This is a genomic window from Achromobacter sp. 2789STDY5608621, assembly GCF_001299375.1.
Classification (GTDB): domain Bacteria; phylum Pseudomonadota; class Gammaproteobacteria; order Burkholderiales; family Burkholderiaceae_B; genus Achromobacter; species Achromobacter insuavis.
The window spans coordinates 130,436-151,077 of sequence record NZ_CYTU01000012.1 but is presented as its reverse complement, the minus strand read 5'-3'; the positions used below and the strand labels follow the sequence as shown (position 1 = coordinate 151,077).

At 69.2% G+C, this 20,642-nt stretch carries 17 protein-coding genes; 9 read left to right on the top strand and 8 right to left on the bottom strand.

Annotated features, from left to right (window positions below; all coding sequences use genetic code 11):
• Window positions 1-716 (top strand): MFS transporter (locus AOZ53_RS14535; RefSeq protein ID WP_156333396.1); only part of this gene is annotated, 716 nt, incomplete at its 5' end.
• 33 nt (window positions 717-749) lie between these two features.
• Here the strand turns inward: AOZ53_RS14535 and AOZ53_RS14530 are convergent.
• From AOZ53_RS14530 to AOZ53_RS14505, 6 genes are all read right to left on the bottom strand, one after another.
• Entirely contained in the window at window positions 750-2,852 is a 2,103-nt protein-coding gene (locus tag AOZ53_RS14530) for a DNA/RNA non-specific endonuclease (RefSeq protein ID WP_054488292.1), read from the bottom strand.
• 106 nt (window positions 2,853-2,958) lie between these two features.
• The gene (locus tag AOZ53_RS14525) at window positions 2,959-3,813 is read right to left on the bottom strand and encodes a class I fructose-bisphosphate aldolase (protein ID WP_054434670.1); all 855 of its coding nucleotides are present in this window, start codon (window positions 3,811-3,813) and stop codon (window positions 2,959-2,961) included.
• A gap of 13 nt (window positions 3,814-3,826) precedes the next feature.
• Window positions 3,827-4,807, bottom strand: coding sequence for an aldo/keto reductase (locus AOZ53_RS14520; protein WP_054488290.1), 981 nt, complete (start codon window positions 4,805-4,807; stop codon window positions 3,827-3,829).
• Window positions 4,804-5,796 carry an ABC transporter permease gene (locus tag AOZ53_RS14515; protein ID WP_054434734.1) on the bottom strand — a complete coding sequence of 331 codons (993 nt, stop codon included), beginning with the start codon at window positions 5,794-5,796 and terminating at the stop codon, window positions 4,804-4,806. The genes AOZ53_RS14520 and AOZ53_RS14515 overlap by 4 nt, the downstream gene beginning before the upstream one ends.
• A 35-nt stretch (window positions 5,797-5,831) precedes the next feature.
• Window positions 5,832-7,355 (bottom strand): sugar ABC transporter ATP-binding protein, encoded by a 1,524-nt coding sequence (locus AOZ53_RS14510; RefSeq protein WP_054488288.1) that lies wholly within the window; start codon window positions 7,353-7,355, stop codon window positions 5,832-5,834.
• Entirely contained in the window at window positions 7,352-8,386 is a 1,035-nt protein-coding gene (locus AOZ53_RS14505) for a substrate-binding domain-containing protein (protein ID WP_054434676.1), read from the bottom strand. The genes AOZ53_RS14510 and AOZ53_RS14505 overlap by 4 nt, the downstream gene beginning before the upstream one ends.
• Before the next feature lie 193 nt (window positions 8,387-8,579).
• Here AOZ53_RS14505 and AOZ53_RS14500 point away from each other — a divergent pair, with 193 nt between their 5' ends.
• Genes AOZ53_RS14500 through AOZ53_RS14490 form a run of 3 tightly spaced genes read left to right on the top strand, consistent with a single transcriptional unit; the run spans window position 8,580 to window position 12,543 of the window.
• Entirely contained in the window at window positions 8,580-10,070 is a 1,491-nt protein-coding gene (locus tag AOZ53_RS14500) for an FGGY family carbohydrate kinase (protein WP_054488286.1), read from the top strand.
• Window positions 10,067-11,788: a glycerol-3-phosphate dehydrogenase/oxidase gene (locus AOZ53_RS14495; protein ID WP_054434678.1), complete on the top strand. Its 1,722-nt coding sequence runs from the start codon at window positions 10,067-10,069 to the stop codon at window positions 11,786-11,788. The genes AOZ53_RS14500 and AOZ53_RS14495 overlap by 4 nt, the downstream gene beginning before the upstream one ends.
• Window positions 11,785-12,543 (top strand): GntR family transcriptional regulator, encoded by a 759-nt coding sequence (locus AOZ53_RS14490; protein ID WP_054434680.1) that lies wholly within the window; start codon window positions 11,785-11,787, stop codon window positions 12,541-12,543. The genes AOZ53_RS14495 and AOZ53_RS14490 overlap by 4 nt, the downstream gene beginning before the upstream one ends.
• An 85-nt stretch (window positions 12,544-12,628) precedes the next feature.
• Here AOZ53_RS14490 and AOZ53_RS14485 read toward each other — a convergent pair whose 3' ends face one another.
• Window positions 12,629-13,207 (bottom strand): hypothetical protein, encoded by a 579-nt coding sequence (locus tag AOZ53_RS14485; RefSeq protein WP_054434682.1) that lies wholly within the window; start codon window positions 13,205-13,207, stop codon window positions 12,629-12,631.
• 359 nt (window positions 13,208-13,566) lie between these two features.
• Here AOZ53_RS14485 and AOZ53_RS14480 point away from each other — a divergent pair, with 359 nt between their 5' ends.
• From AOZ53_RS14480 to AOZ53_RS14465, 4 genes are all read left to right on the top strand, one after another.
• Window positions 13,567-14,277 (top strand): gluconate 2-dehydrogenase subunit 3 family protein, encoded by a 711-nt coding sequence (locus AOZ53_RS14480; RefSeq protein ID WP_054488284.1) that lies wholly within the window; start codon window positions 13,567-13,569, stop codon window positions 14,275-14,277.
• 3 nt (window positions 14,278-14,280) lie between these two features.
• Entirely contained in the window at window positions 14,281-16,056 is a 1,776-nt protein-coding gene (locus AOZ53_RS14475; protein ID WP_054434684.1) for a GMC family oxidoreductase, read from the top strand.
• 10 nt (window positions 16,057-16,066) lie between these two features.
• Window positions 16,067-17,380, top strand: coding sequence for a c-type cytochrome (locus tag AOZ53_RS14470; protein ID WP_054434686.1), 1,314 nt, complete (start codon window positions 16,067-16,069; stop codon window positions 17,378-17,380).
• 142 nt (window positions 17,381-17,522) lie between these two features.
• Complete coding sequence (locus AOZ53_RS14465; protein ID WP_054434688.1) at window positions 17,523-18,473, top strand: sensor domain-containing diguanylate cyclase; 951 nt, start codon at window positions 17,523-17,525, stop codon at window positions 18,471-18,473.
• 82 nt (window positions 18,474-18,555) lie between these two features.
• Here AOZ53_RS14465 and AOZ53_RS14460 read toward each other — a convergent pair whose 3' ends face one another.
• A complete protein-coding gene (locus AOZ53_RS14460; RefSeq protein ID WP_054477008.1) occupies window positions 18,556-19,071 on the bottom strand; it encodes a GNAT family N-acetyltransferase in 516 nt (171 codons plus the stop codon).
• A 394-nt stretch (window positions 19,072-19,465) separates the two neighbouring features.
• Between AOZ53_RS14460 and AOZ53_RS14455 the strand changes: the two genes are divergently transcribed.
• A partial coding sequence (locus AOZ53_RS14455) for a tyrosine-type recombinase/integrase (protein WP_054488282.1) occupies window positions 19,466-20,642 on the top strand: 1,177 nt, incomplete at its 3' end.

Below are 20,642 nucleotides of genomic sequence, written 5' to 3'. Positions count from 1 at the left end.
GCGGCCATTTCAGCGGACTCAACGCCGGCCTGCTGCTGGCCGCGCTCGCGGCGGGCTGGCTGTTCCTGCGGGTCGAGACGCGCACGGCGTCGCCGCTGCTGGATCCCGCGCTGCTGCGCCAACCGCGCCTGGGCGCAGGACTGGCGATGAACGCGCTGGTGTCCACGGTGATGATGGCGACCTTGGTCGTCGGCCCGTTCTACCTGACCCAGGCGCTGGGCTTGAGTCCGGCGCGGGCCGGGCTGGCGATGTCGGCCGGGCCGCTGGTCAGCGCGCTGTGCGGCGTGCCGGCGGGGCGCCTGGTGGACCGCTACGGCGCCGGGCGCATCACGCGCGCGGCGCTGGCCGCGCTCGCCGTCGGCACGGCCCTGCTGGCGGCCGCGCCGGCGACGCTGGGCGTGGCGGGTTACATCGGTCCGATCGTGTTGCTGACCGCGGGCTATGCGACGTTCCAGGCCGCCAACAACACGGGCGTGATGGCGGCGATCGACGCGCGGCAGCGCGGCCTGGTGTCGGGCATGCTGAACCTGTCGCGCAATCTGGGGCTGGTGACCGGGGCGTCGGTCATGGGCGCGGTGTTCGCGCTGGGGGCGGGCGCGGCCGAACTGGCGGGCGCCTCGGCGGCGGCGGTGGCGCGCGGCATGGCGCTGACGTTCGGGGTGGCGGCGGCGCTCGGCGCGGCCGCGCTGGCCATCGCCTGGCGCGGCCGTGGCTGAGCGGCCCTGACCCGGGCGCAACGTCGCGATGCGCTAGTCGCGCATCGGCTCGGGCAGGCTCAGCAGCCGCTCGATGGCGTCGTCGTCGACGGCTTCGGACGCCGCGTCATGGGTGTCGGCGTCGCGCAGCGCCTGCGGAAACGCCAGGCCGGTGGCGCCCTCGATCCACGCCAGCGGTTTCTGCTGCATCTTGAACAGCTTGTCGAAATGCAGCACCTCGAAGTCGATGCCGTCGACCAGCTTCTCCTGCGACAGCCGGAAGCCGGTGGCGCGCAACGCGCCGCGAGCGTCGAACCAGGCCACCACCTTGAAGCAACTGAGCGCGACCTGCACCGAGGCGTAGACCGGATCGTCGTTCAGGAAGATCGGGCCGCTGTAGACGCAGATGCGGGCGCTCTTGCCGGACTCGCCTTCCACTCCCTGTTCCAGCAGCATCTGTTCGAGCCGGCCCCATTGGCCGTGGTAGCCCATGATGGCGCGGTTGAACGCCGGCACCTGCGGCACCGCGTTGGCGTAGGAACAGGTCATGTCGGCGGCGGTCTTGGCGGCGGCCAGGGTCGGGCCCCATTCGGCGTCCTCGCGGCGCGACAGGTGGCCGCGATCGAAGCCGCTCTTGGCATACCAGGCGTCGTCCAGCTGGGCGTCGTAGTCGATGCGGTTGTCGCGCAGCCAGCGGTCCTTGCGGGTGCTGTCGTCCAGCTCGGCGTAGCGCTGCTTGCCGTAGACGTTGATGGCGCTGAGCACGGGCACGCGCCGCACGGCGTGCTGCAGGGTGCTGAAGTGGTGGTACTTCAGCACGAAGTCGGCGGGCGCGTCGCCGCGCCGCGCGAGCTTCTTGCGCAGGGCCGCGTTGGGCGCGGGCAGCGGCAGGCGGATGCCCATGAACTGGTCGTCGTAGCCCAGGCAGGCCGAGTAGTCCTGCTCGTCCTCGGCCTTCTTTTCGTAGGCCAGGGCCTGCGGGGCGGCGCCGTCCGTCAGCGCCTGGACGGCGACGGGCTGGTCGGCGCTGATGCGGATGCGGATCTCGATCGGCGCCGGGGCCGCTGGCGTGGCCGGAGCCGCGGCGGGCGGCGGAGCCAGCCCCAATTCGCGCATCGGCGGCAGCGCGGCGGCGGTGAAGGGGCGGGCGTTGGTGTAGGCGGGGCTGCGCAGGGTCTGGATCAGCGGGTGCGGGTCCACCCCGCTGGCGGGCGACAGCAGGTAGGCGACGATGGCGCTGACGCGGATGCCGCGGTTGCTGAGCCACACCAGCCGCGATTCGTCGACGCGGCCGTTCTCGACCGGGATGATCTGGCCGTCCCGGTCCAGGTAGTTGCCCGAGGCGTCCTGCCTGGCCACGCCGGCGCTGTGCAGGGCGATGACCTGCCATTCGTTGTTGAAGACCGCGGCGCCGCTGCTGCCGGGCGCGGTGTCGCTCTGGTAGATCAGGACGTCGGCCAGGCTGTTGTCGACGATCTCGTTGTTGCGCAGCGCCACCTGCTTCTCGCGGCCGTCGGGGTGCTGCACGATGGTGGCGTAGTCGCCCGCGCCGGCCTTGCCCAGCGCGCCGTCCAGCACCAGGTAGCCCTGGTCCGTCAGCGGGCGGCGGCCGCCGACGTCGAGCGGGCGCACCGCCACCAGCGCCAGGTCGAGCGCGGCGTGGGTGTGCAGGAAGGTCTCGGGGTCGAGGGCGTGGGCCACCGGTTCCTGGAGCCGGCCGAGCACGTCGTATTCGTAGCCGAATTCGATCACCGCGCCGTCGGCGAAGGCGGCGAACTCGGCGGCCGTGGCCACCGGGAAGACGTGATGGTTGGTGATCATCAGTTCCGGCGTCACCATGAAGCCGGTGGCGTAGGCGGCGCGGCGCGTCGTCCGGTCCAGGTAGCGGATGCGGCCGACCGCGCGCGCGTGCAGATGGCCCGACAGCAGGTAGTTGCTGGGCAGCAGGTCGTTGGCGCCGATGTAGCGCTCGAACGCCAGGTCGGCGCTTTCGCGGGCGTTGGCCGAGATCATGGCGCGGCGCCGGGCGAAATGCGCGGGGCCGTCGAGCTGGAGGGCGGACTCGGCGGCGTTGCGCTGGCGCAGCGCGGCCATGTCGTCGGCGCGCCTGGGGTACGCGGCGGTGGCTTGGGCGAGCAGTTCGACCGGCAGCTTCATGGGCACCTCCGTCAAGGTGCGAAGAGCGTAGCGCGTGGTCGATGACAGGACTATTGCCGAAAAGGCGGAGGTCTGGCGGTGGAGCCCGCCGCCATCCGGCGCGGACTCAGCGGCGTCCGCCGCCGGCCTGGTAGATGTCCCAGGCGCGGGCGGCGTCGGCGTTGTCGTGGATCATGGCCATCAGCGCCCGCACCACCGCCGAAGGATCGGCGTGCTGATACACATTGCGGCCGTACACCAGCCCCACGGCGCCCTGGTCCAGCAGTTCGCGCGAGCGGCCGAACACCTGGCGCAGGTCCTCGCGGCCGCCGCCGCGCACCAGCACCGGGCAGCGCGCGGCCTGCACCACTCGGTGGAACTCGCCGGCATGGGTGGTGGGATCGGCCTTGACGATGTCGGCGCCCATCTCGCGCGCCAGCCGCACCAGCGTCACGATCTTGTCGGCGTCGCCGTCCACCATGTAGCCGCCGCGTTCGGAATGCGGCGCCATCACCAGCGGTTCGATCATCAGCGGCATGCCGTAGCGCTCGCAGTCGGCGCGCACGCGGGCGATGTTGGCGACGCACTGGCGGAACAGGTCGGGCTCGCCGGGCAGCATGAACAGGTTGACGACCACGCAGGCCGCGTCCATTTGCACCGCGGGCAGCACCGGGTCGTGCTCGTTCTGCAGCACCGCCCACATGACGCGGTGGATCATGGCGTTGTAGGGGTTGCCCATGTCCAGCCGCATCACCAGCGCGGGCTTGGCGCGGGCGGGATGGTGCTGCAGCAGGTCGGCCTGGCCGTAGTTGAGCTGGATGGCGTCGGGGCCGGCGGCCAGCAGTTGCGCCATGACGGCGGGCATGTCCTCCAGGCCGTCGAGGAAGCTGGGTTCGTTGCAGACGCCATGGTCGACGGCGATGTCCAGGCAACGGCCGGCGGTGAAAAGGCGGTTCAGGCGGGCTTGCTTGAGGTGGGGCATGCGGGTTCCTGGTTCAGTCCAGCGCTTGCAGGTGGCGCCGGGCGGCCGCGTCGATGGCGGCGATGTGGGAGGGGGAGAGGCGCAGCAGGGCCGCGCGGGCGTTCTGGGTGGCCTGGCGCGCGTCGCGGGCGCCGCACAGCGCCACGCTGACGCCGCCGGGCCGCGTGGTCCAGGCGATCATCAGTTGCGAAAACGGGCAGTCCAGTTGCCGGCGCAGCGGCTCCAGTTCGTCGAAGAACGCCGCCAGCCGGGCGCGGTTGGCGGCGCCGAAGCGCGGGTTGCCGGCGCGCTGGTCGTCGCCGGTGAATTGCCGCGCCGGGTCGATCGGGCCGGCCAGCAGGCCCAGCGCCAGCGACGAATAGCCGAGGATGCCGACGCCGTGATCGCGGCACAGCGGCATCAGGGTCGATTCGATCTCGCGGTCGATCAGGCTGTAGCGCTCCTGGATGGCGTCGACCGGGCCGTGGCGCAGGTACTCGGCCAGCGTGGCGGCGTCGACGTTGCTGACGCCGATGGCGCGGATCCTGCCCTGGCGCTTCAGGTCGAGCAGCGCGGCCATGGTCTCGGCCACAGGCGTGGTCTCGTCCTGCCAGTGGGTGATGTACAGGTCGATGTAGTCGGTGCGCAGGCGCGCCAGGCTCTGTTCGACCTCGTGGAAGATGGAGTCGCGGCCCAGGTGGCGGTGCACCGCCTGGCCGGCCTCGTCGAAGAAATGGCGGCCCTGGCGGGTGTGCCACACCAGCCCGCATTTGGTGGCGACGATGGCCTGCCCGCGCCGGCCTTCCAGGGCGCGGCCGACCAGCGTCTCGGCATGTCCCAGGCCATAGGCCGGCGCGGTGTCGATCAGTTGCACGCCCGCGTCGAGCGAGGCGCGGATGGCGTCGATGGCGGCCGCGTCGTCGTTGCCGCCCCACATCCAGCCGCCCATGGCCCAGGTGCCCAGGCCGACGGACTGGCAGCGGATGCCGGACGTTCCCAGCGTGATGGTGTTCATCGATGTCCCTTCTTGACGTTCATGAGATGGTCGACGGTCACCGCGCCCAGCAGGATCAGGCCCTTGACCACGTCCTGCCAGTACGGCGACACGTCCAGCAGGATCAGCGAGCTGGTCACCACCGACAGCAGCGCCAGCCCCAGCACCGCGCCCAGCACGGTGCCCGAGCCGCCCTTGAGGCTGGCCCCGCCGATCACCACCGCGGCGATCACGTTCAGCTCCATGCCGACGCCGAAGGTCGGGGTGGCGGCGCCGAAGCGCGCGGTGTAGACCACGCCGGCCAGCCCGGCCAGCGCCGAGCACAGCACGGTGACCCAGAACTTGACGCGGCCGGTGCGGATGCCGGCGTAGAGCGCGGCCTTTTCGTTGCTGCCGGTGTAGAACACCTTGCGCAGCAGCGCCGAGCGGCGCAGCGCGAAGTCGCTGGCGATGACGATGGCGCCGAAGATCAGGATCACGGCGGGGATGCCGGCGACGTTGCCCTGGCCGATGAACTTGAACGACGGCGGCAGCGAGAACAGCGATTGCGGCGTGCCCTGGGTGATGGCCAGGCACAGCCCGCGCACGATCACCATGAAGGCCAGCGAGGCGATGAAGTGGCTCAGCCCGATGCGCGTGACGCAGCCGCCGATCAGGGCGCCGATGGCGGCGCTGGCCGCGATCGCCGCGAGACCCGCGGTCCACGGGTCCAGCCCCATCAGGAACAGCTTGCCGGTCACCACCATGGCCAGGCACACCACCGAGCCCACCGACAGGTCGATGCCGCCGACGATCACCAGGAAGGTCATGCCCACGACCACGATGCCCTCGATGGAGAACGACAGCAGCATCGCGCGCACGTTCTCCCAGGTCAGGAAGTGGGGCGAGGCGAAACTCATGATCACGCACAGCGCGGCGATGATCAGCAGCAGGCCGGCTTCGCGCAGGCTGGCCAGCCGGTGGCGCAGGCGCGGCGGCGCGTCGGCCGCGGTCGCGCCGGGCGCCAGCATCGCGCCGGCCGAAGGCGGGGAGGGGGGAAGGGTCATCATGGCGTCTCCTGTGCGCCCAGGCCGGAGGCCAGCCTCAGCAGCTTTTCTTCAGTCATGTCGGCCGCGGCCAGTTCGCCGGCCAGGGCGCCGTTGCGGATCACCAGCGCGCGGTCGCACAGGCCGATGATCTCGGGCAGTTCGGAAGAGATCACCACCACGCCCACGCCCTGGTCGGCCAGTTCGCGCAGCAGGTGGTGGATCTCGGATTTGGCGCCCACGTCCACGCCGCGCGTCGGTTCGTCCATCAGCAGCACGGCGGGGCGGGTCGCCAGCAGCTTGGCGATGGCGACCTTCTGCTGGTTGCCGCCCGACAGGCAGCTGGCGTCCTGCTCGACGCTCGCGGCCTTGAGCTTGAGGCGCGCGCCCAGCTCGGCGGCCAGCCGCCGCTCGGCGGCGCGCCGCAACAGGCCGAAGCGGCCGCTGATGCGGGCCAGCGCCATCGACGACACGTTGCGCTCGATCGGCATGTCCAGGAACAGGCCGGCGGCCTTGCGGTCCTCGCTCAGGTAGGCGATGCCATGGCGCAGGGCGTCGGCATAGCGCCGCAGCCGCAGGGGCTGGCCGCGCAGGCTGACCGAGCCGCGGCGCGCGCGCCGCAGGCCGCAGACGGTTTCGGCCAGCTCGCTGCGGCCGGCGCCCATCAGCCCCGAGATGCCGAGGATCTCGCCACGCCGCAACGTGAACGAAATGCCGTGCACGCGCGCGCCGTCGTCCAGGTCCGTGACTTCCAGCACGGTTTCGGGCGGCTGGCCGCCGTCGGCGGCGCGCGGCGGGTAGTAGTTGCCCAGGTCGCGCCCGACCATGCGGCGCACCAGCGCGTCGGGCGTCAGCTCGGACAGGGCGCCGCAGTGCACGTCGCGGCCATCGCGCAGCACGGTGACGCGGTCGCAGTGCGCGAAGATCTCGGCCATGCGGTGGCTGATGTAGATGATGCCGATGCCTTGCGCCTTCAGCCCGTGCAGCACGCGGAACAGCGCGGCCGACTCGACTTCGGTCAGCGCCGCCGTCGGTTCGTCCAGGATCAGCACCTTGCAGTCCAGCGTCAGGGCGCGCGCGATCTCGACCAGTTGCTGGCTGGAGATGCCCAGCTGGTCGACCCGCAGGCCCGGGTCGATGTCCTGGCCCAGCCGCCGCAGCACTTCGCGGGCGCGCCGGTTCAGGCCGGCGTAGTCCATCCAGGCCCCGCGCTGGGTGTTGATGTGGGGCATGAACAGGTTCTCGGCCACCGTGGCGTCGCCGCACAGCGCGATTTCCTGGTGCACCAGGCCGATGCCCAGCCGCATGGCGTGGGCCGGGCCGTCGATCACCACGCGCCGGCCTTCGAGCAGGATGGCGCCGTCGTCGGGCTGGTGGATGCCGTCGATGATCTTCATCAGCGTCGACTTGCCGGCGCCGTTCTCGCCGCACAGGGCGTGGATCTCGCCCCGTTGCAGCGAGAAGCGCACGCCGGCCAGCGCCTGCGAGGCGCCGAAGTGCTTGCTGATGCCCTGCAGCTCCAGCAGGGGCGCGGCCGCCGTCATTCGTTGATGCCCTTGGTGCCGCGCCGCGCCAGGTACTTGTCCCAATAAAAGTCGTCGGCGTTGGCCTTGCTGACGATCGACAGGCCGTTGTCCAGGAACGGCACCGCCATCGGGTTGGTGCCGTTGCGCCTGGCGTCGTTCATCGGGTCGATCAGCTGCTGGTTGCGCGCCAGGAACAGCAGCATCATGCCCATGTAGCCCTGCACGCCCTGGTTCGGGTTGACCGAGCCGTAGACCTCGCCGGACTTGATCATGTCCAGGATCTTGGCGTTGACGTCGCAGCACAGCACCTTGATGTTCTTCTTGGTCTCGATGCTGGCCTGGGCCGCGCCCAGCGCCGAGTTGGCCTCGGGCATGAACAGCGCGCCCAGGCCGGGGTTGCCCTGCGCCAGGCTCAGCGTGGCCTGGTAGGCCTTGTTGGGATCCTGGTTGCTGGCCGCGCGGCCCACCAGTTTCATGCCGGGGTGCTGGGTCTTCATGCGGTTGATGAAGGCGGCGATGCGGCGGTCGTGGTTGTCCTGGCCGGGGTTCTCCAGCACCGCGTATTCGCCTTTGCCGCCCAGCGCGGCGGCGATCGCGTCGGCCGCCTGCGCGCCTTCGCGCTCGTTGTCCGAGGTCACGAACGAGACTCGCTTGGAATTGGGCGAGTCGGCGGCGAAGGTCACCACCGGGATGCCCATGGCGGCGGCGCGGTTGATGGGCTCGATGAACGGATCGGGGTTCATCGGATGCAGCAGGATGCCGGCCGGCTTGCGCGCCAGTTCCTGCTCGAACGAGGCCAGCTGCTTGTTGACGTCGTATTCCGGGGTGCCGGAATAGCGCGTGCGCACGCCGAGCGACTGGCCCAGCTGCTTCATCATTTCGTACACCGGAAACCAGTACTCCACGCCCGACACCATCACGTTCATCACGTAGACGTCATTGGCGTTGCCGCGCAGCCCGGGGGCCTGCGGCGCGGACTGCGCAAAGGCATTGGCGCTGGCCAGGCCCGCGCCCGCCGCCGCCACGGTCTTCAGGAAATCTCGTCTCATGTTCTCCGCTCCTCGTCCTTGCATTGATCCAGTGGGCTTGCGGCCCGGGAACCTGCTGATGATGCGTCTTGGGGCTGATTAGTTGTTATGACATCGTTGCCCTGATCGCTGCACTATATGGCAGTCGAAATTTTTAGATTACTAGGGGAAACACTGCTATTCTCCAAAAAAATTCCGTAGACAATGTTATGACATGAGAACAGACATCTACCTCGGGATCGACATGGGCTCCACGGGCCTGAAGGCGGTTGCCTTCGCGGCCGGGAGCGGGGCCACGCTGGCGGCCGCGGGCGGCGCGCTGCCTTACCGGCAATTGCCGCAGGGCGGCTGCGAGCTGGCCGCCGACGCCATCGTGGCGGCGCTGGCCCGGGCGCTGCAGGGCGTGGCCGATCAGCTCGGCGCGCGGGTGCGCGACATCCGCGCCCTGAGCTGCACCGGCCATGGCGCGGGGCTGTATCTGCTGGACCCGCGCGGCCAGTTGCTGGGCGCGCGCGCCGTGGCCTCGACCGACCAGCGCGCCGCGGCCCGGGCCCGCGCGCTGGGCGAACGCGCGGGCGATGCGCTGTATGACGAGGTCGGTTGCCGGCCATGGTCGGGCCAGTCCTCGCTGATCGCGGCCGAGTTGCTGGGCGCCGATCCCGGGCTGCGCGACCGCGCCCGCCATCTGCTGTTCGCCAAGGACTACCTGACCTTCCTCCTGACCGGCGAGATCGCCACCGACGCCAGCGACGCCAGCACGGCGGGCCTGCTGGCGCTGCGCGATGGCGGCTGGTCGTCACTGGCGTTCGAGGCCGCCGGCCTGGCCGACCTGGGCGCGCGCGCGCCGGCGCCGATCGTGGCGGCCGGCAGCGTGGTCGGGCGGGTGTCGGCGGCCGCCGCGGCGGCCTTCGGCCTGCCGCCGGGCATCCCCGTGGCGATGGGCGCGATCGACCTGTTGGCCTCGCTGCGGGCCGTGGGCGCGGAACGCCAGGGCCACGCGGTGGCGGTGCTGGGCACCTGGTGCGTCAACGCCGTGGTGGCGCCCACGCGTGAACCCAAGCCCGAGGTCGGCGCCATCGTCAGCTTTGGCGACCCGGCGCGGCGGCTGTACCTGGAGAACAGCCCGTCTTCCATGGCCAACGTCGCCTGGGCGGCGCGCGCGCTGCAGTTCGCCGACGCCGCCGCCGTGGTCGAGTGCGCCATGTCCGTGCCGCTGGGCGCCGAGGGCCTGCGCTTCCTGCCGTTCATCAATGGCGGCAACTGGCCCGCGGGCGCCAGCGCCGGCTTCGTCGGGCTGCAGGCGCAGCACACCCGCGCCCACATGGCGCGCGCCGTGGTCGATGGCGTGGCGGCCTGGCATGCCTGGCACCTGAAGCGGCTGGCGGCCCTGGGCCTGGGCGCGCCGGGCCGGGTGGCGGCGCTGGGCGGCGGCGCGCGCGACCAGCGCATGGCGCGCTTGCTGGCGGGCTTTCTCGGCCACGCGGTCGAACGCTGCGGCGACGACGAGACGGGCGCCCGCGGCGCGGCCGGCTATGCGGCCCTGTCGCAAGGGCTGGACGCCGCCGATTGCCTGCCGGCGCCGTGCGAGCAGGTGGCGCCGGATCCGCATGAGCAGGCGGCCCATACCGATTTCTACGGACAGTTCCACCGCGTGGTGGAGAGCCTGGCGCCGGCCTTCGGCCAACTCTCGGGAGCGGCGCGATGACCCCCGGCGCCTCGGTCTACGCGCGCCCGGCGGCGCTGGCGGGCCGCCATTTCTCGACCGTGATCGTCGGCGCCGGCGTCAACGGCGCCGGCGTGTTCCGCGACCTGTCGCTGCAAGGCGTGGATTGCCTGATCGTCGACAAGGCCGACATCGCCGCCGGCGCCAGCAGCGCGCCGTCGCGCATGATCCATGGCGGCCTGCGCTATCTGGAGAGCGGCGCGTTCTCGCTGGTGGCCGAGGCCACGCGCGAACGCAACCTGTTGCTGCGCAACGCCGCGCACCTGGTGCGGCCGCTGGAAACCGTGGTGCCGCTGTCGAGCCGCTTCGGCGGCCTGGTGGGCAGCGTGCTGCGCTTCGCGGGCTTCAGCGCCTCGCCCGGCGCGCGCGGCCTGTGCGTGGTGGGATTGGGCCTGCGGCTGTACGACCGGCTGGGCCGGCGCCAGCGCGTCATGCCCGAGCACCGCATCGCGCGCGTGCCGGCTGCCGACGGCGCGCTGTTCGGCGCCGCGGTGCGCTGGACCGCGACCTACTACGACGCCTGGATCCGCCATCCCGAATGGCTGGTGCTGGAGCTGATCCACGACGGCCATCGCGACCAGCCGGCCTCGGCCGCCGCCAACTATTGCAGCGTCACCGCCTGCCAGGGGCGCAGCGTGACGCTGCGCGACGAACTCACCGGCGAATCGGTGCGGGTCACGGCCGACACCGTGGTCAACGCCACCGGCGCCTGGCTCGACCGCTCGGCCAGCGCGCTGCAAGGGGCCGGCTCGCGCGTCATGGGCACCAAGGGGTCGCACCTGATCCTGGACCATCCCGCGCTGCGCGACGCCCTGCGCGGCCGCATGGCGTATTTCGAGGCTTCGGACGGCCGCGTCTGCATCGTCTATCCGTTCCTGGACCGGGTGCTGGTCGGCTCCACCGACATTCCGGTCGACGATCCCGACCAGGCCGCCACCGAACCGGCCGAGGTCGACTATCTGCTGGACGTGTTGCGCGAGGTCTTTCCGCGCCTGGATTTCGGTCCCGGCGACGTGGTCTACACTTACGTCGGCGTGCGGCCCCTGGCGCAGTCCGGGGCCGACAAGCCCGGCCAGATCTCGCGCGACCACGCGGTGGCGATCGACCCGCCCAATGGCGCGCGCGAGGTGCCGCTGGTGTGCCTGGTGGGCGGCAAGTGGACCACCTTCCGTTCGCTGGCGCAGGCAGCGGCCGACGCGGTGCTGCGGCAACTGGGCCGCCCGCGCGCGCGGTCCACCGAAAGCCTGGCCATCGGCGGCGGCGCGGATATGCCCGCCGACGCGCCGGCCCGGGAACGCTTCGTCGACGGCATCGCGCAGGCCAGCGGATTGGGCCGCGCGCGCGTGGCCGAACTGGTCAACCGCTATGGTTCCCGCGCGCAGGCGCTGGCGGCGCGTTTCGCCGCCGAAGGCGACGCGCCGCTGCGGCACGCGCCGGACCATTCGGCGGCCGAGGTCCGTTTCCTGTGCCGCGAGACGGCCGTGCAGCACCTGGCCGATCTGGTGATCCGCCGCACGCTGCTGGCCATCCGCGGCCGCGTCACCGCCGCGCTGGCGGCCGAGCTGGCCGCCATCGCCGCGGCCGAGCTGGGCTGGAGCGCGGCGCGGCGCGAGCAAGAATTGCAGGCCTGCATCGATACGCTGCGGGACCGGCACCGTGTTCAATTTTCCGCTTCGATTCCAAGTCCCATCACGTTATGAGCAGCCTTACTCCGACCGAAGACACCGTGCTGGACCGCAGCGCCGGCGCCCCGCTATGGACCCAGTTCCGCGACGTGGTGCGCGGCAAGATCCTGCAGGGCGAGCTGGCCGTGGGCGCCAAGCTGCCGACCGAGGCCGAGTTCGGCGAGCAGTACGGCATCTCGCGCATTGTGGTGCGCGAGGCGCTGGCCGACCTGGTGCGCAACGGCCTGATCTACAAGATCCGCGGGCAGGGCGCGTTCGTCTCGGCGCGCGAGCGCGACGAGGACTTCGTTTCGACCGTGCTGGGCTTTTCCGATGAGATGGAGCGCAAGGGCCGCACCGTGCGCACCCAGGTGTTGCTGCAGGAACTGCGCGCGCCAAGCGAACGCGAGATGACGTCGCTCGGCCTGGCCGAGGACGCGCAGGTCGTCGCGCTCAAGCGCCTGCGCAGCGTCGATGGCGAGTTGCAGCTGCTGGTGGAAACCGCGGTGCCCGCCGACCTGGCGCCGGGGCTGAATCGCACCCGCCTGGACAACCGCTCGCTTTACGATGTGCTGCGGCGCCAGTACGGCCTGCGCATCGTGCGCGCCGAACGCTGGATCGACGCGGTGCTGCCGGATGCGGAGACCTGCGCCTTGCTGGGCATGACCGAGCCCGAACCGCTGTTGCGCATCGAGTCGATCGCTTACGGCGCCAACGGCCGGCCGCTGGAGCATTACCGCGCGCTGCACCGCTGCAAGTCCAGCCGCCTGCACGTGCAGACCACGACCTGAAGCCGGCCGGCCCGCGGGGCGCGGCATGCCCATGGCGCGGGTGGACAGTCCCTGATGGCCGATCCTGCGGGGAAGGGACCGCGCTTCAGGCCGCGCCGGTCGCGCGCAGCACCCACCACGCCAGTCCCACCACCACGGCCACCAGCACGATGCGGCGCAGGCCGCTGCCGCCGCGCGGCACCGCGCCCGGCGCGGATGCGTCGACGCCGGATGCCGCCGCCGAGGCGCCGGCGGGCGCCGCGTCGCGCACGTCGGGGATATCCGTTTCCATGATGAATTCGGGCTTGGCCTGGCTGGTCGGCGCGTCCGCGCCCATCAGGCCGCCAATATCCAGGCCGGCCTCGCGCAGCGTGTCCCACAAGCCGTCGTGGGCCAGGCCGTTGCGCAGCGCTTCGATGCGTTCGCGTTCCTCGCGCGGCACCTCGTCCAGGCTGTCGTAGCGGCGGCCATTCACCGTGACCGCGCCATCCTTGATCTCGACATTGAACGGCCCGTCGCCATCGTCGCCGGCGTAACGCCATTGCTCACTGACGCGGGCCCCGTCGCCGAGGCCCGCGCCGCGCAGCGCCTCGATGGCGTCGCGGTGTTCGCTCGACAGGCCGCTGGATATCGTCCAACTGCGGGTGGTGGTCGTGCTGCGCCAGGTATTGTTCTTTTCCGTCATCGAATGGTTTCCGTGAGTAACGTTTGTTATCCGGCGGCAGGCGGGCCAGCGCGGGCCGCGCGCGCACTCGCGCACTATACAGAGCAGGGGCTGTTTTGCATTCTTCTGACAGTGTCCTTAATGCAAAAGTAAATCCCAAGTCAAGAAAATCGATCTGATACGGTCGGGAGAGCAGATCAGTTGGTCTGAAAAGCGCATAATGAGGGCCACCTTTCCTTGCGTCCCTTTTCAAGGATCGGCCTGCTTTTCAGTAACGAAGAAGAGCGTGTTGTCACCAGGGCGCCGCCCGGCAGTTCGTGTTTCCAGAGTTCATGTTCGGCTGCGCGCTAGGACGACTTGGAATTTTCACGGAGATGTCCATGACAGAAGACACAAAGCCGCGCAGGCGGTTTCTGCAGGCGTTGGCCATCGTGCCGGCCTCGACGCTGGCGGCCGGCGTGGTCGCCGGCTGTAGCAACGCCGCCGATGGCGGCGCGGCCCGCGCGGCCAAGGCCTACGAGCCCACTTACTTCACCAAGCCCGAATGGAACTTCATCGTGGCCGCGGTCGATCACCTGATCCCCGCGGACCAGTACGGTCCCGGCGCCATCGAGGCCGGCGTGCCGGAGTTCATCGATCGCCAGATGGAAACGCCTTATGGCCACGGCAAGCTCTGGTACATGCAGGGGCCGTTCCATCCCGACGTGGCGCCCGAACTGGGCTACCAGCTCAACCAGAACCCGCGCGAGGTCTACCGCCACGGCATCGAGGCCTGTGACGCGTGGTGCAAGAAGACCCACGGCAAGCTCTATGCCGAACTGGACAAGCCGCTGCAGGAACAGATCCTGAAGGACCTGCAGGCCGGCAAGATCGAGTTCGAGACCGTGCCCGCCAAAACGTTCTTCAGCTTCCTCCTGGGCAACACCAAGGAGGGCTTCTTCGCCGATCCGATGTACGGCGGCAACAAGAACATGGTGGGGTGGAAGATGGTGGGCTTTCCGGGCGCGCGCGGCGACTACATGGACTGGGTCGACCAGCCCAACGCCAAGTACCCCTACGGGCCCGTGTCGATCTCCGGGGATAAGGGGTAAGCCATGGCGATCAAGAAAGACAAAGTGGACGCGGTGCTGGTCGGGTTTGGCTGGACCGGCGCGATCCTGGGCCAGGAACTGACCGAGGCCGGCCTGCACGTGCTGGCGCTGGAACGCGGCGCCATGCAGGACACCCCCAAGGACGCGGAATATCCCAAGGTGCTGGACGAGCTGGCGTACTCCGTGCGCGGCAAGCTGTTCCAGGACCTGTCCAAGGAGACCGTGACGATACGGCATGGCGTCGACGACGTGGCCGTGCCGTATCGCCAGAATGGCTCCTTCCTGCTGGGCACCGGCGTCGGCGGCGCGGGCTTCCACTGGAACGGCATGCACTACCGCACGCTGCCCGAGGAGCTGGAATTGCGCACGCGCTACGAAACGCGCTACGGCAAGAGCTTCATTCCCGAAGGCATGACCATCCAGGACTTCGGCGTCACCTACGACGAACTGGAGCCGTACTTCAGCAAGTTCGAATACGTCTGCGGCACCTCCGGCAAGGCCGGCAACCTCAACGGCCAGATCGTCGAGGGCGGCAACCCGCTGGAAGGCAAGCGCAGCAAGGAATTCCCGCTGCCGCCGCTGGCCAACACCTACGGCGCCCAGCTGTTCGAGAAGGCCGCGCGCGAAGTGGGCTTCCATCCGTATCCGGCGCCCGCGGCCAATGCCTCCGGCCCATACACCAACCCGTACGGCGTGCGCCTGGGCCCCTGTAATTTCTGCGGGTTCTGCGAGAACTACGGCTGCTACATGTATTCGAAGGCCTCGCCGCAGACCACCATCCTGCCGGTGCTGCTGAAAAAGCCCAACTTCGAACTGCGCACCCATTCGCACGTCATCAAGGTCAACCTCGATTCGACCGGCAAGAAGGCCGTCGGCGTGACCTACATCGACGCCCAGGGCCGCGAGATCGAGCAGCCGGCCGACCTGGTGATCCTGTCGGCCTACCAGATGCACAACGTGCGCCTGCTGCTGCTGTCGGGCATCGGCAAGCCCTACGATCCCAAGACCAACGAAGGCGTGGTCGGCAAGAACTACGCCTACCAGATGAACGGCGCGGTCAACGTGCTGCTGCCCAAGGGCACCCAGCTCAACCCGTTCGTCGGCACCGGCGCCGGCGGCGTCGGCATGGATGACCTGAACGGCGACCAGTTCGACCACGGCCCGCTCGGCTTCGTCGGCGGCGCCAGCATCCGCCACGTGCGCTACGGCGGCCGTCCCATCAAGATGACGCCCACCACGCCCGGCACCCCGTCCTGGGGCACCGCCTGGAAGGCCGGCGTGCAGGACGCCTACCAGCGCTACATGACCATCGGCATCTCCGGTTCGGTGATGTCGTACCGCGACGCCTATCTGTCGCTGGACCCGACCTACAAGGACAGCTTCGGCCAGCCCCTGCTGCGCATGACGTTCGATTGGCACGACAACGAATTCGACATGCTGGGCTACATGGGCAAGCGCATGGAGGACGTGGCCAAGGCCATGAAGCCCGAGAAGCACTTCGTCGCCGTGCGCAAGAAGGGCGCGCGCTACGACACCCGGGTCTACCAGAGCACGCACAACACCGGCGGCGCCATCATGGGCGCCAACCCCAAGGAAAGCGTGGTCAACAAGTACCTGCAGAGCTGGGACGTGTCCAACGTGTTCGTGATGGGCGCCTGCGTGTTCCCGCAGAACATGGGCTACAACCCGACCGGCCTGGTGGGCGCACTGGCGTACTGGGCCGCGCAAGCGATCCGCGACCAGTACCTGAAGAACCCCGGCCCGCTGGTCCAGGCGTAAGGAGCCGACAATGATGAAGAAAACCATTGTTGCCGCGCTCTCGATCCTGGCTTGCGGCACCGGCTGGGCCGCCGACGGCACGCCCGCCACCGCGGATGCGCAGCGCATCAAGCAGGGCGAATACCTGTCGCGCGCCGGCGACTGTATCGCCTGCCACACCGCCAAGGACGGCAAGCCGTTCGCCGGCGGCCTGGGCATCGAGTCGCCGCTGGGCACCATCTATTCCACCAACATCACGCCCGACAAGGACACGGGCATCGGCAACTACACGCTGGAGGACTTCGACCGCGCCGTGCGCCATGGCGTGGCCAAGGATGGCCACTCGCTGTATCCGGCCATGCCGTATACCGCTTACGCCAAGGTCACGCCGGATGACGTCAAGGCCCTGTACGCCTACTTCATGCACGGCGTCGAGCCGGTCAAGCAGGCCAACAAGGACACCGACATCACCTGGCCGTTGTCGATGCGCTGGCCGCTGGGCGTGTGGCGCTGGATGTTCGCGCCCGATGTCGTCACGGCGCCGGTCACCGCCCCGGCCAGCGACGCCGACAAGGTGGCGCTGCTGCGCGGCCAGTACCTGGTCGAGGGCCTGGGCCATTGCAGCACCTGCCACACGCCGCGCGGCTTCGCCCTGCAGGAAAAGGCGTTGACCGACGCCGACGGCTCGGCCTTCCTGTCCGGCGGCGTGGTCGAGGGCTGGCTCGCCAAGAACCTGCGCGGCGACATGACCGACGGCCTGGGCAGCTGGAGCAAGGAGGACATTGCCGCCTTCCTGAAATCCGGCCGCAACGGCCACTCGGCCGCGTTCGGCGGCATGGCGCAGGTGGTGCAGGACAGCACCCAGCATCTGACCGACGCCGACGTCAACGCCATCGCGGTCTACCTGAAGAGCCTGCCGCCGGTGAACAAGAACGCCACCAAGCCGCTCGCCTACAACGACACCGTGGCGCAGGCCCTGCGCACCGGCAAGGATACGAGCGACGGCGCCATGACGTTCCTGAACAACTGCGCGGCCTGCCACCGCAGCACCGGCAAGGGCTACGCGGAGACCTTCCCGCAGCTCGCGCTGAGCTCGACCGTGAACTCGGCCGATCCCGCCTCGCTGATCCACATCGTGCTCAAGGGCGCGCAGATGCCGGGGACCTCGGCGGCGCCCACGGCGTATGCGATGCCGGGCTTCGACTGGCGCCTGACCGACAAGGAAGTCGCCGACGTGGTGACCTTCGTGCGCGCCAGCTGGGGCAACGAAGGCGCGGCGGTCAGCGCGTCGGACGTGGCCAAGGTCCGCAAGGACGTGGGCGCGGCCAAGGCGCCGGTCAGGTAGGCGGCCTTGCCGGCAGGCGGCAAGCCTGCGTTGTTCCCAGATTCGCCCGCTTCGCCGGGCGAATTTTTTTTCGGCCTGTCGAGGGATCGCGCCGGGTTCAGGCTACAGTGGCTGGTGCATGTGGATCGAGGATGGATCGGGTATGGCCGACGAAGGCAGATTGCTAGATGACAACGCGGTGTACAGAACTTTGCTGGAGTCGACCAAGGCGATTCCCTGGAAGATCGATTGGGCCACGATGAAGTTCGCCTATATCGGTCCCCAGATCGAGGCGCTGTTGGGCTGGACGGTGGACAGCTGGGTGAGCGTCGAGGACTGGGCCATGCGCATGCACCCGGAAGACCGCGAGTACGTGGTGAATTTCTGCGTCTCCCAATCCCGGGCCGGCGTCGACCATGAGGCCGACTACCGGGCGCTGACCAAGGACAACGGTTATGTATGGATCCGCGACGTTGTGCACGTCGTGCGCAACGCCAGCGGCGAGGTCGATGCGCTGATCGGCTTCATGTTCGACATCACCGAGCGCAAGAAGACCGAGGAAAAGCTGCTGAACCTGCAGAAGGAGCTGGAGGACCTGTCCTTCAAGGATGGCTTGACGAACATTGCCAACCGGCGTCGCTTCGACAGTGGTTTTGAACGGGAGTGGGAGCGCGCGGGCAACGAGCGCAAGCCGCTGTCGGTGTTGTTGCTCGACGTCGATTTTTTCAAGCAGTACAACGATCTCTACGGCCACTCACAGGGCGACCAATGCCTGGTGGAGATCGCCCAGACGCTGAGCCTGGCATTGGACGGGCCGCGCGATCTGGTGGCGCGCTATGGCGGCGAAGAGTTTGTCGTGCTGCTGCCCGAGGCGGATGCGGAAATCGCGCGCAAGGTTGCCGAACGTTGCCAGCGCTTGCTGCAGAAAAAGGCGATCGTGCATGCGCTGTCACCGCATGGCAGGCGGGTCACCGTCAGCATCGGCGCGGGCACGGTGGTGCCCGATGGGCGCGCGGACCGCGCCGGCTTCATCAGGACCGTGGACCAGCAGCTGTACGCGGCCAAGAACAACGGGCGCGACCGGATCGAGCACGTGCGGTGGGGGGCTGCTTGAGGCGATCCGGGCGATCCGGGCGGGCAGGGTGGCGCGGGCGGGCTGCGGGCTGGCAGCAGCATGGCCCCAGGCGCCGCGCGGCCTACAACGGCCGCTCGTAGCGCCGCGCCTGCACTTCGATGCCGCCGATCTGGTCGCTTTCGGTGCCGGTGTTGCGCCAGCCCTGGCGCTCGTAGAAATCGATGGCGCGGGTGTTGCCTTCGAGCGCGTACAGATACAGCCGCGACGCGCCGCGGGCGCGGGCCCAGGCCTCGGCCTGCGCCACCATCAGCTTGCCGGCGCCGGTGCCTTGCCAGGGCGGCAGCACGTGCAGGTTGTCCAGCAGCACCTCGCCGGGATGGCCGTGCTCCTGCTTGACGCAGACGAAGCCGATCGGCTGGCCGTCCTGTTCGGCGATGAACACGGCCTGCGCATCGGTGTCGGCCTCGCGCATCTGGTCCTGCCAATGGACCATGCGGTTGTCGGCCAGGCCGGCGTCGAGAAAGCCGTCCGGCAGCAGGCCGCGATAGGTGACGGCCCAGCTGGCCGCGTGCATGGCGGCAATGGCGTCGGCGTCGCGGGCGGTGGCCTGGCGCAGGGTGACGGCGGAGCGGGACATGGATTCCTTGCGGGGCGATGGAGGAGGATCCGGCCTGGCGCGTGACCAGGGCGATCATGCTGCCGGAGGAGTTTGACAGGTTTACCGGCGTCCAGCATCATCGTGCCATGAACCGTCCGCGCCGCCCGTCCGCCCTGATTATTCGCCCCGCTGGGACCTCGGTGGGGTAGCGCGCGTCGGATCATCGCTACATCAACCCGCCAATGGCGGGTTTTTTGTTTCACGATGACTCCAGCCCGGTAGTTCGCTGGACTGCGACGTAGCCCGATACAGCAGGTTTATCAATAGCTTACGCGCTTCCATCATATGCCGGTGCTTTCTGAAACTTGACCCGGTTCTCCCTCGCGCCGCTCCTATCTGGCTCCTGGAATCCGGGTCGTTCCAAGGAGTCATCATGGCAAAGATCAAGCTCACCAAGACCGCCGTAGAGTCGGCGCAACCCCAGGCGAAGGACATCGAACTACGGGATACCGTCGTGCCCGGCTTCCTTTGCAAGATTACCTCGACGGGACGCCGGGTGTTCATGCTCCAGTACCGCACGAACTCTGGCCAGCCCCGCAAGCCCTCGCTGGGACTCTACGGGGAGCTAACCGTCGAACAGGCGCGGGTCAAAGCGCAGGACTGGCTGGCCGAGGTTCGCCGGGGTGGTGATCCCGGCGGTGCCAAGGCCGAGGCGCGCAAGGCGCCCACGATGGCCGAGTTGTGCAAAAAGTTCATGGAGGACTACTCCAAGAAGCGCAACAAGGTCAGCACGCAGGACGGCTACCAGGGCGTCATCGACCGCAACATCATCCCGCTGCTGGGCCGCAAGAAGGTGCATGACGTGAAGCGGCCCGACATTGCGGGGCTCATGGAAAAGCTGGCCTACAAGCCGACCGAGGCCAACAAGACCTTCGGCGTGCTGCGCAAGATGTTCAACTTGGCCGAAGTCTGGGGCTTCCGCCCGGACGGCACGAATCCGTGCCGCCACGTCCCGATGTACCCGCCGGGCAAGGAAACCCGGCTCATCGTGGACGAGGAAATGGTGCGGATCTTCCGCCAGTTGGAGAAACTGGAGGCGGAGGGGCTGGAGAACTACGTCATCCCGTTGGCGATCCGGCTGCAATTCGAGTTTGCGGCGCGGCGCTCCGAAATCTGCCCGCTCGAATGGAGCTGGCTGGACTTCGAGAACCGGCGCGTGGTGTGGCCCGACAGCAAGGTTGGCGGCATTTCCAAGCCCATGAGCGAGGAAGCCTATCGGCTGCTTTCGACGGCGCCGCGTCTGGAAGGCTGCCCTTACGTCCTGCCGTCGCCGAACGACCCGGCCAAGCACCTGACCTTTGGCGAGCACTATGGCGGCTGGTGCCGGACGCTCAAGGCCGCCAGCGTGCCGCACGTAGGCACGCACGGCATCCGTCATCGCTCGACCACCGACATTGCCAATTCCGGTGTGCCGACCAAAGTGGGAATGAAGCTGACGGGCCACAAGACCGTGGCGATGTTCATGCACTACGTCCACACCGAGGACAAGCCGGTGCGCGAGGCGGCCGAGCTGGTGGCCAGCCGCCGCCAAGCCATCACGGGCGCGCGGC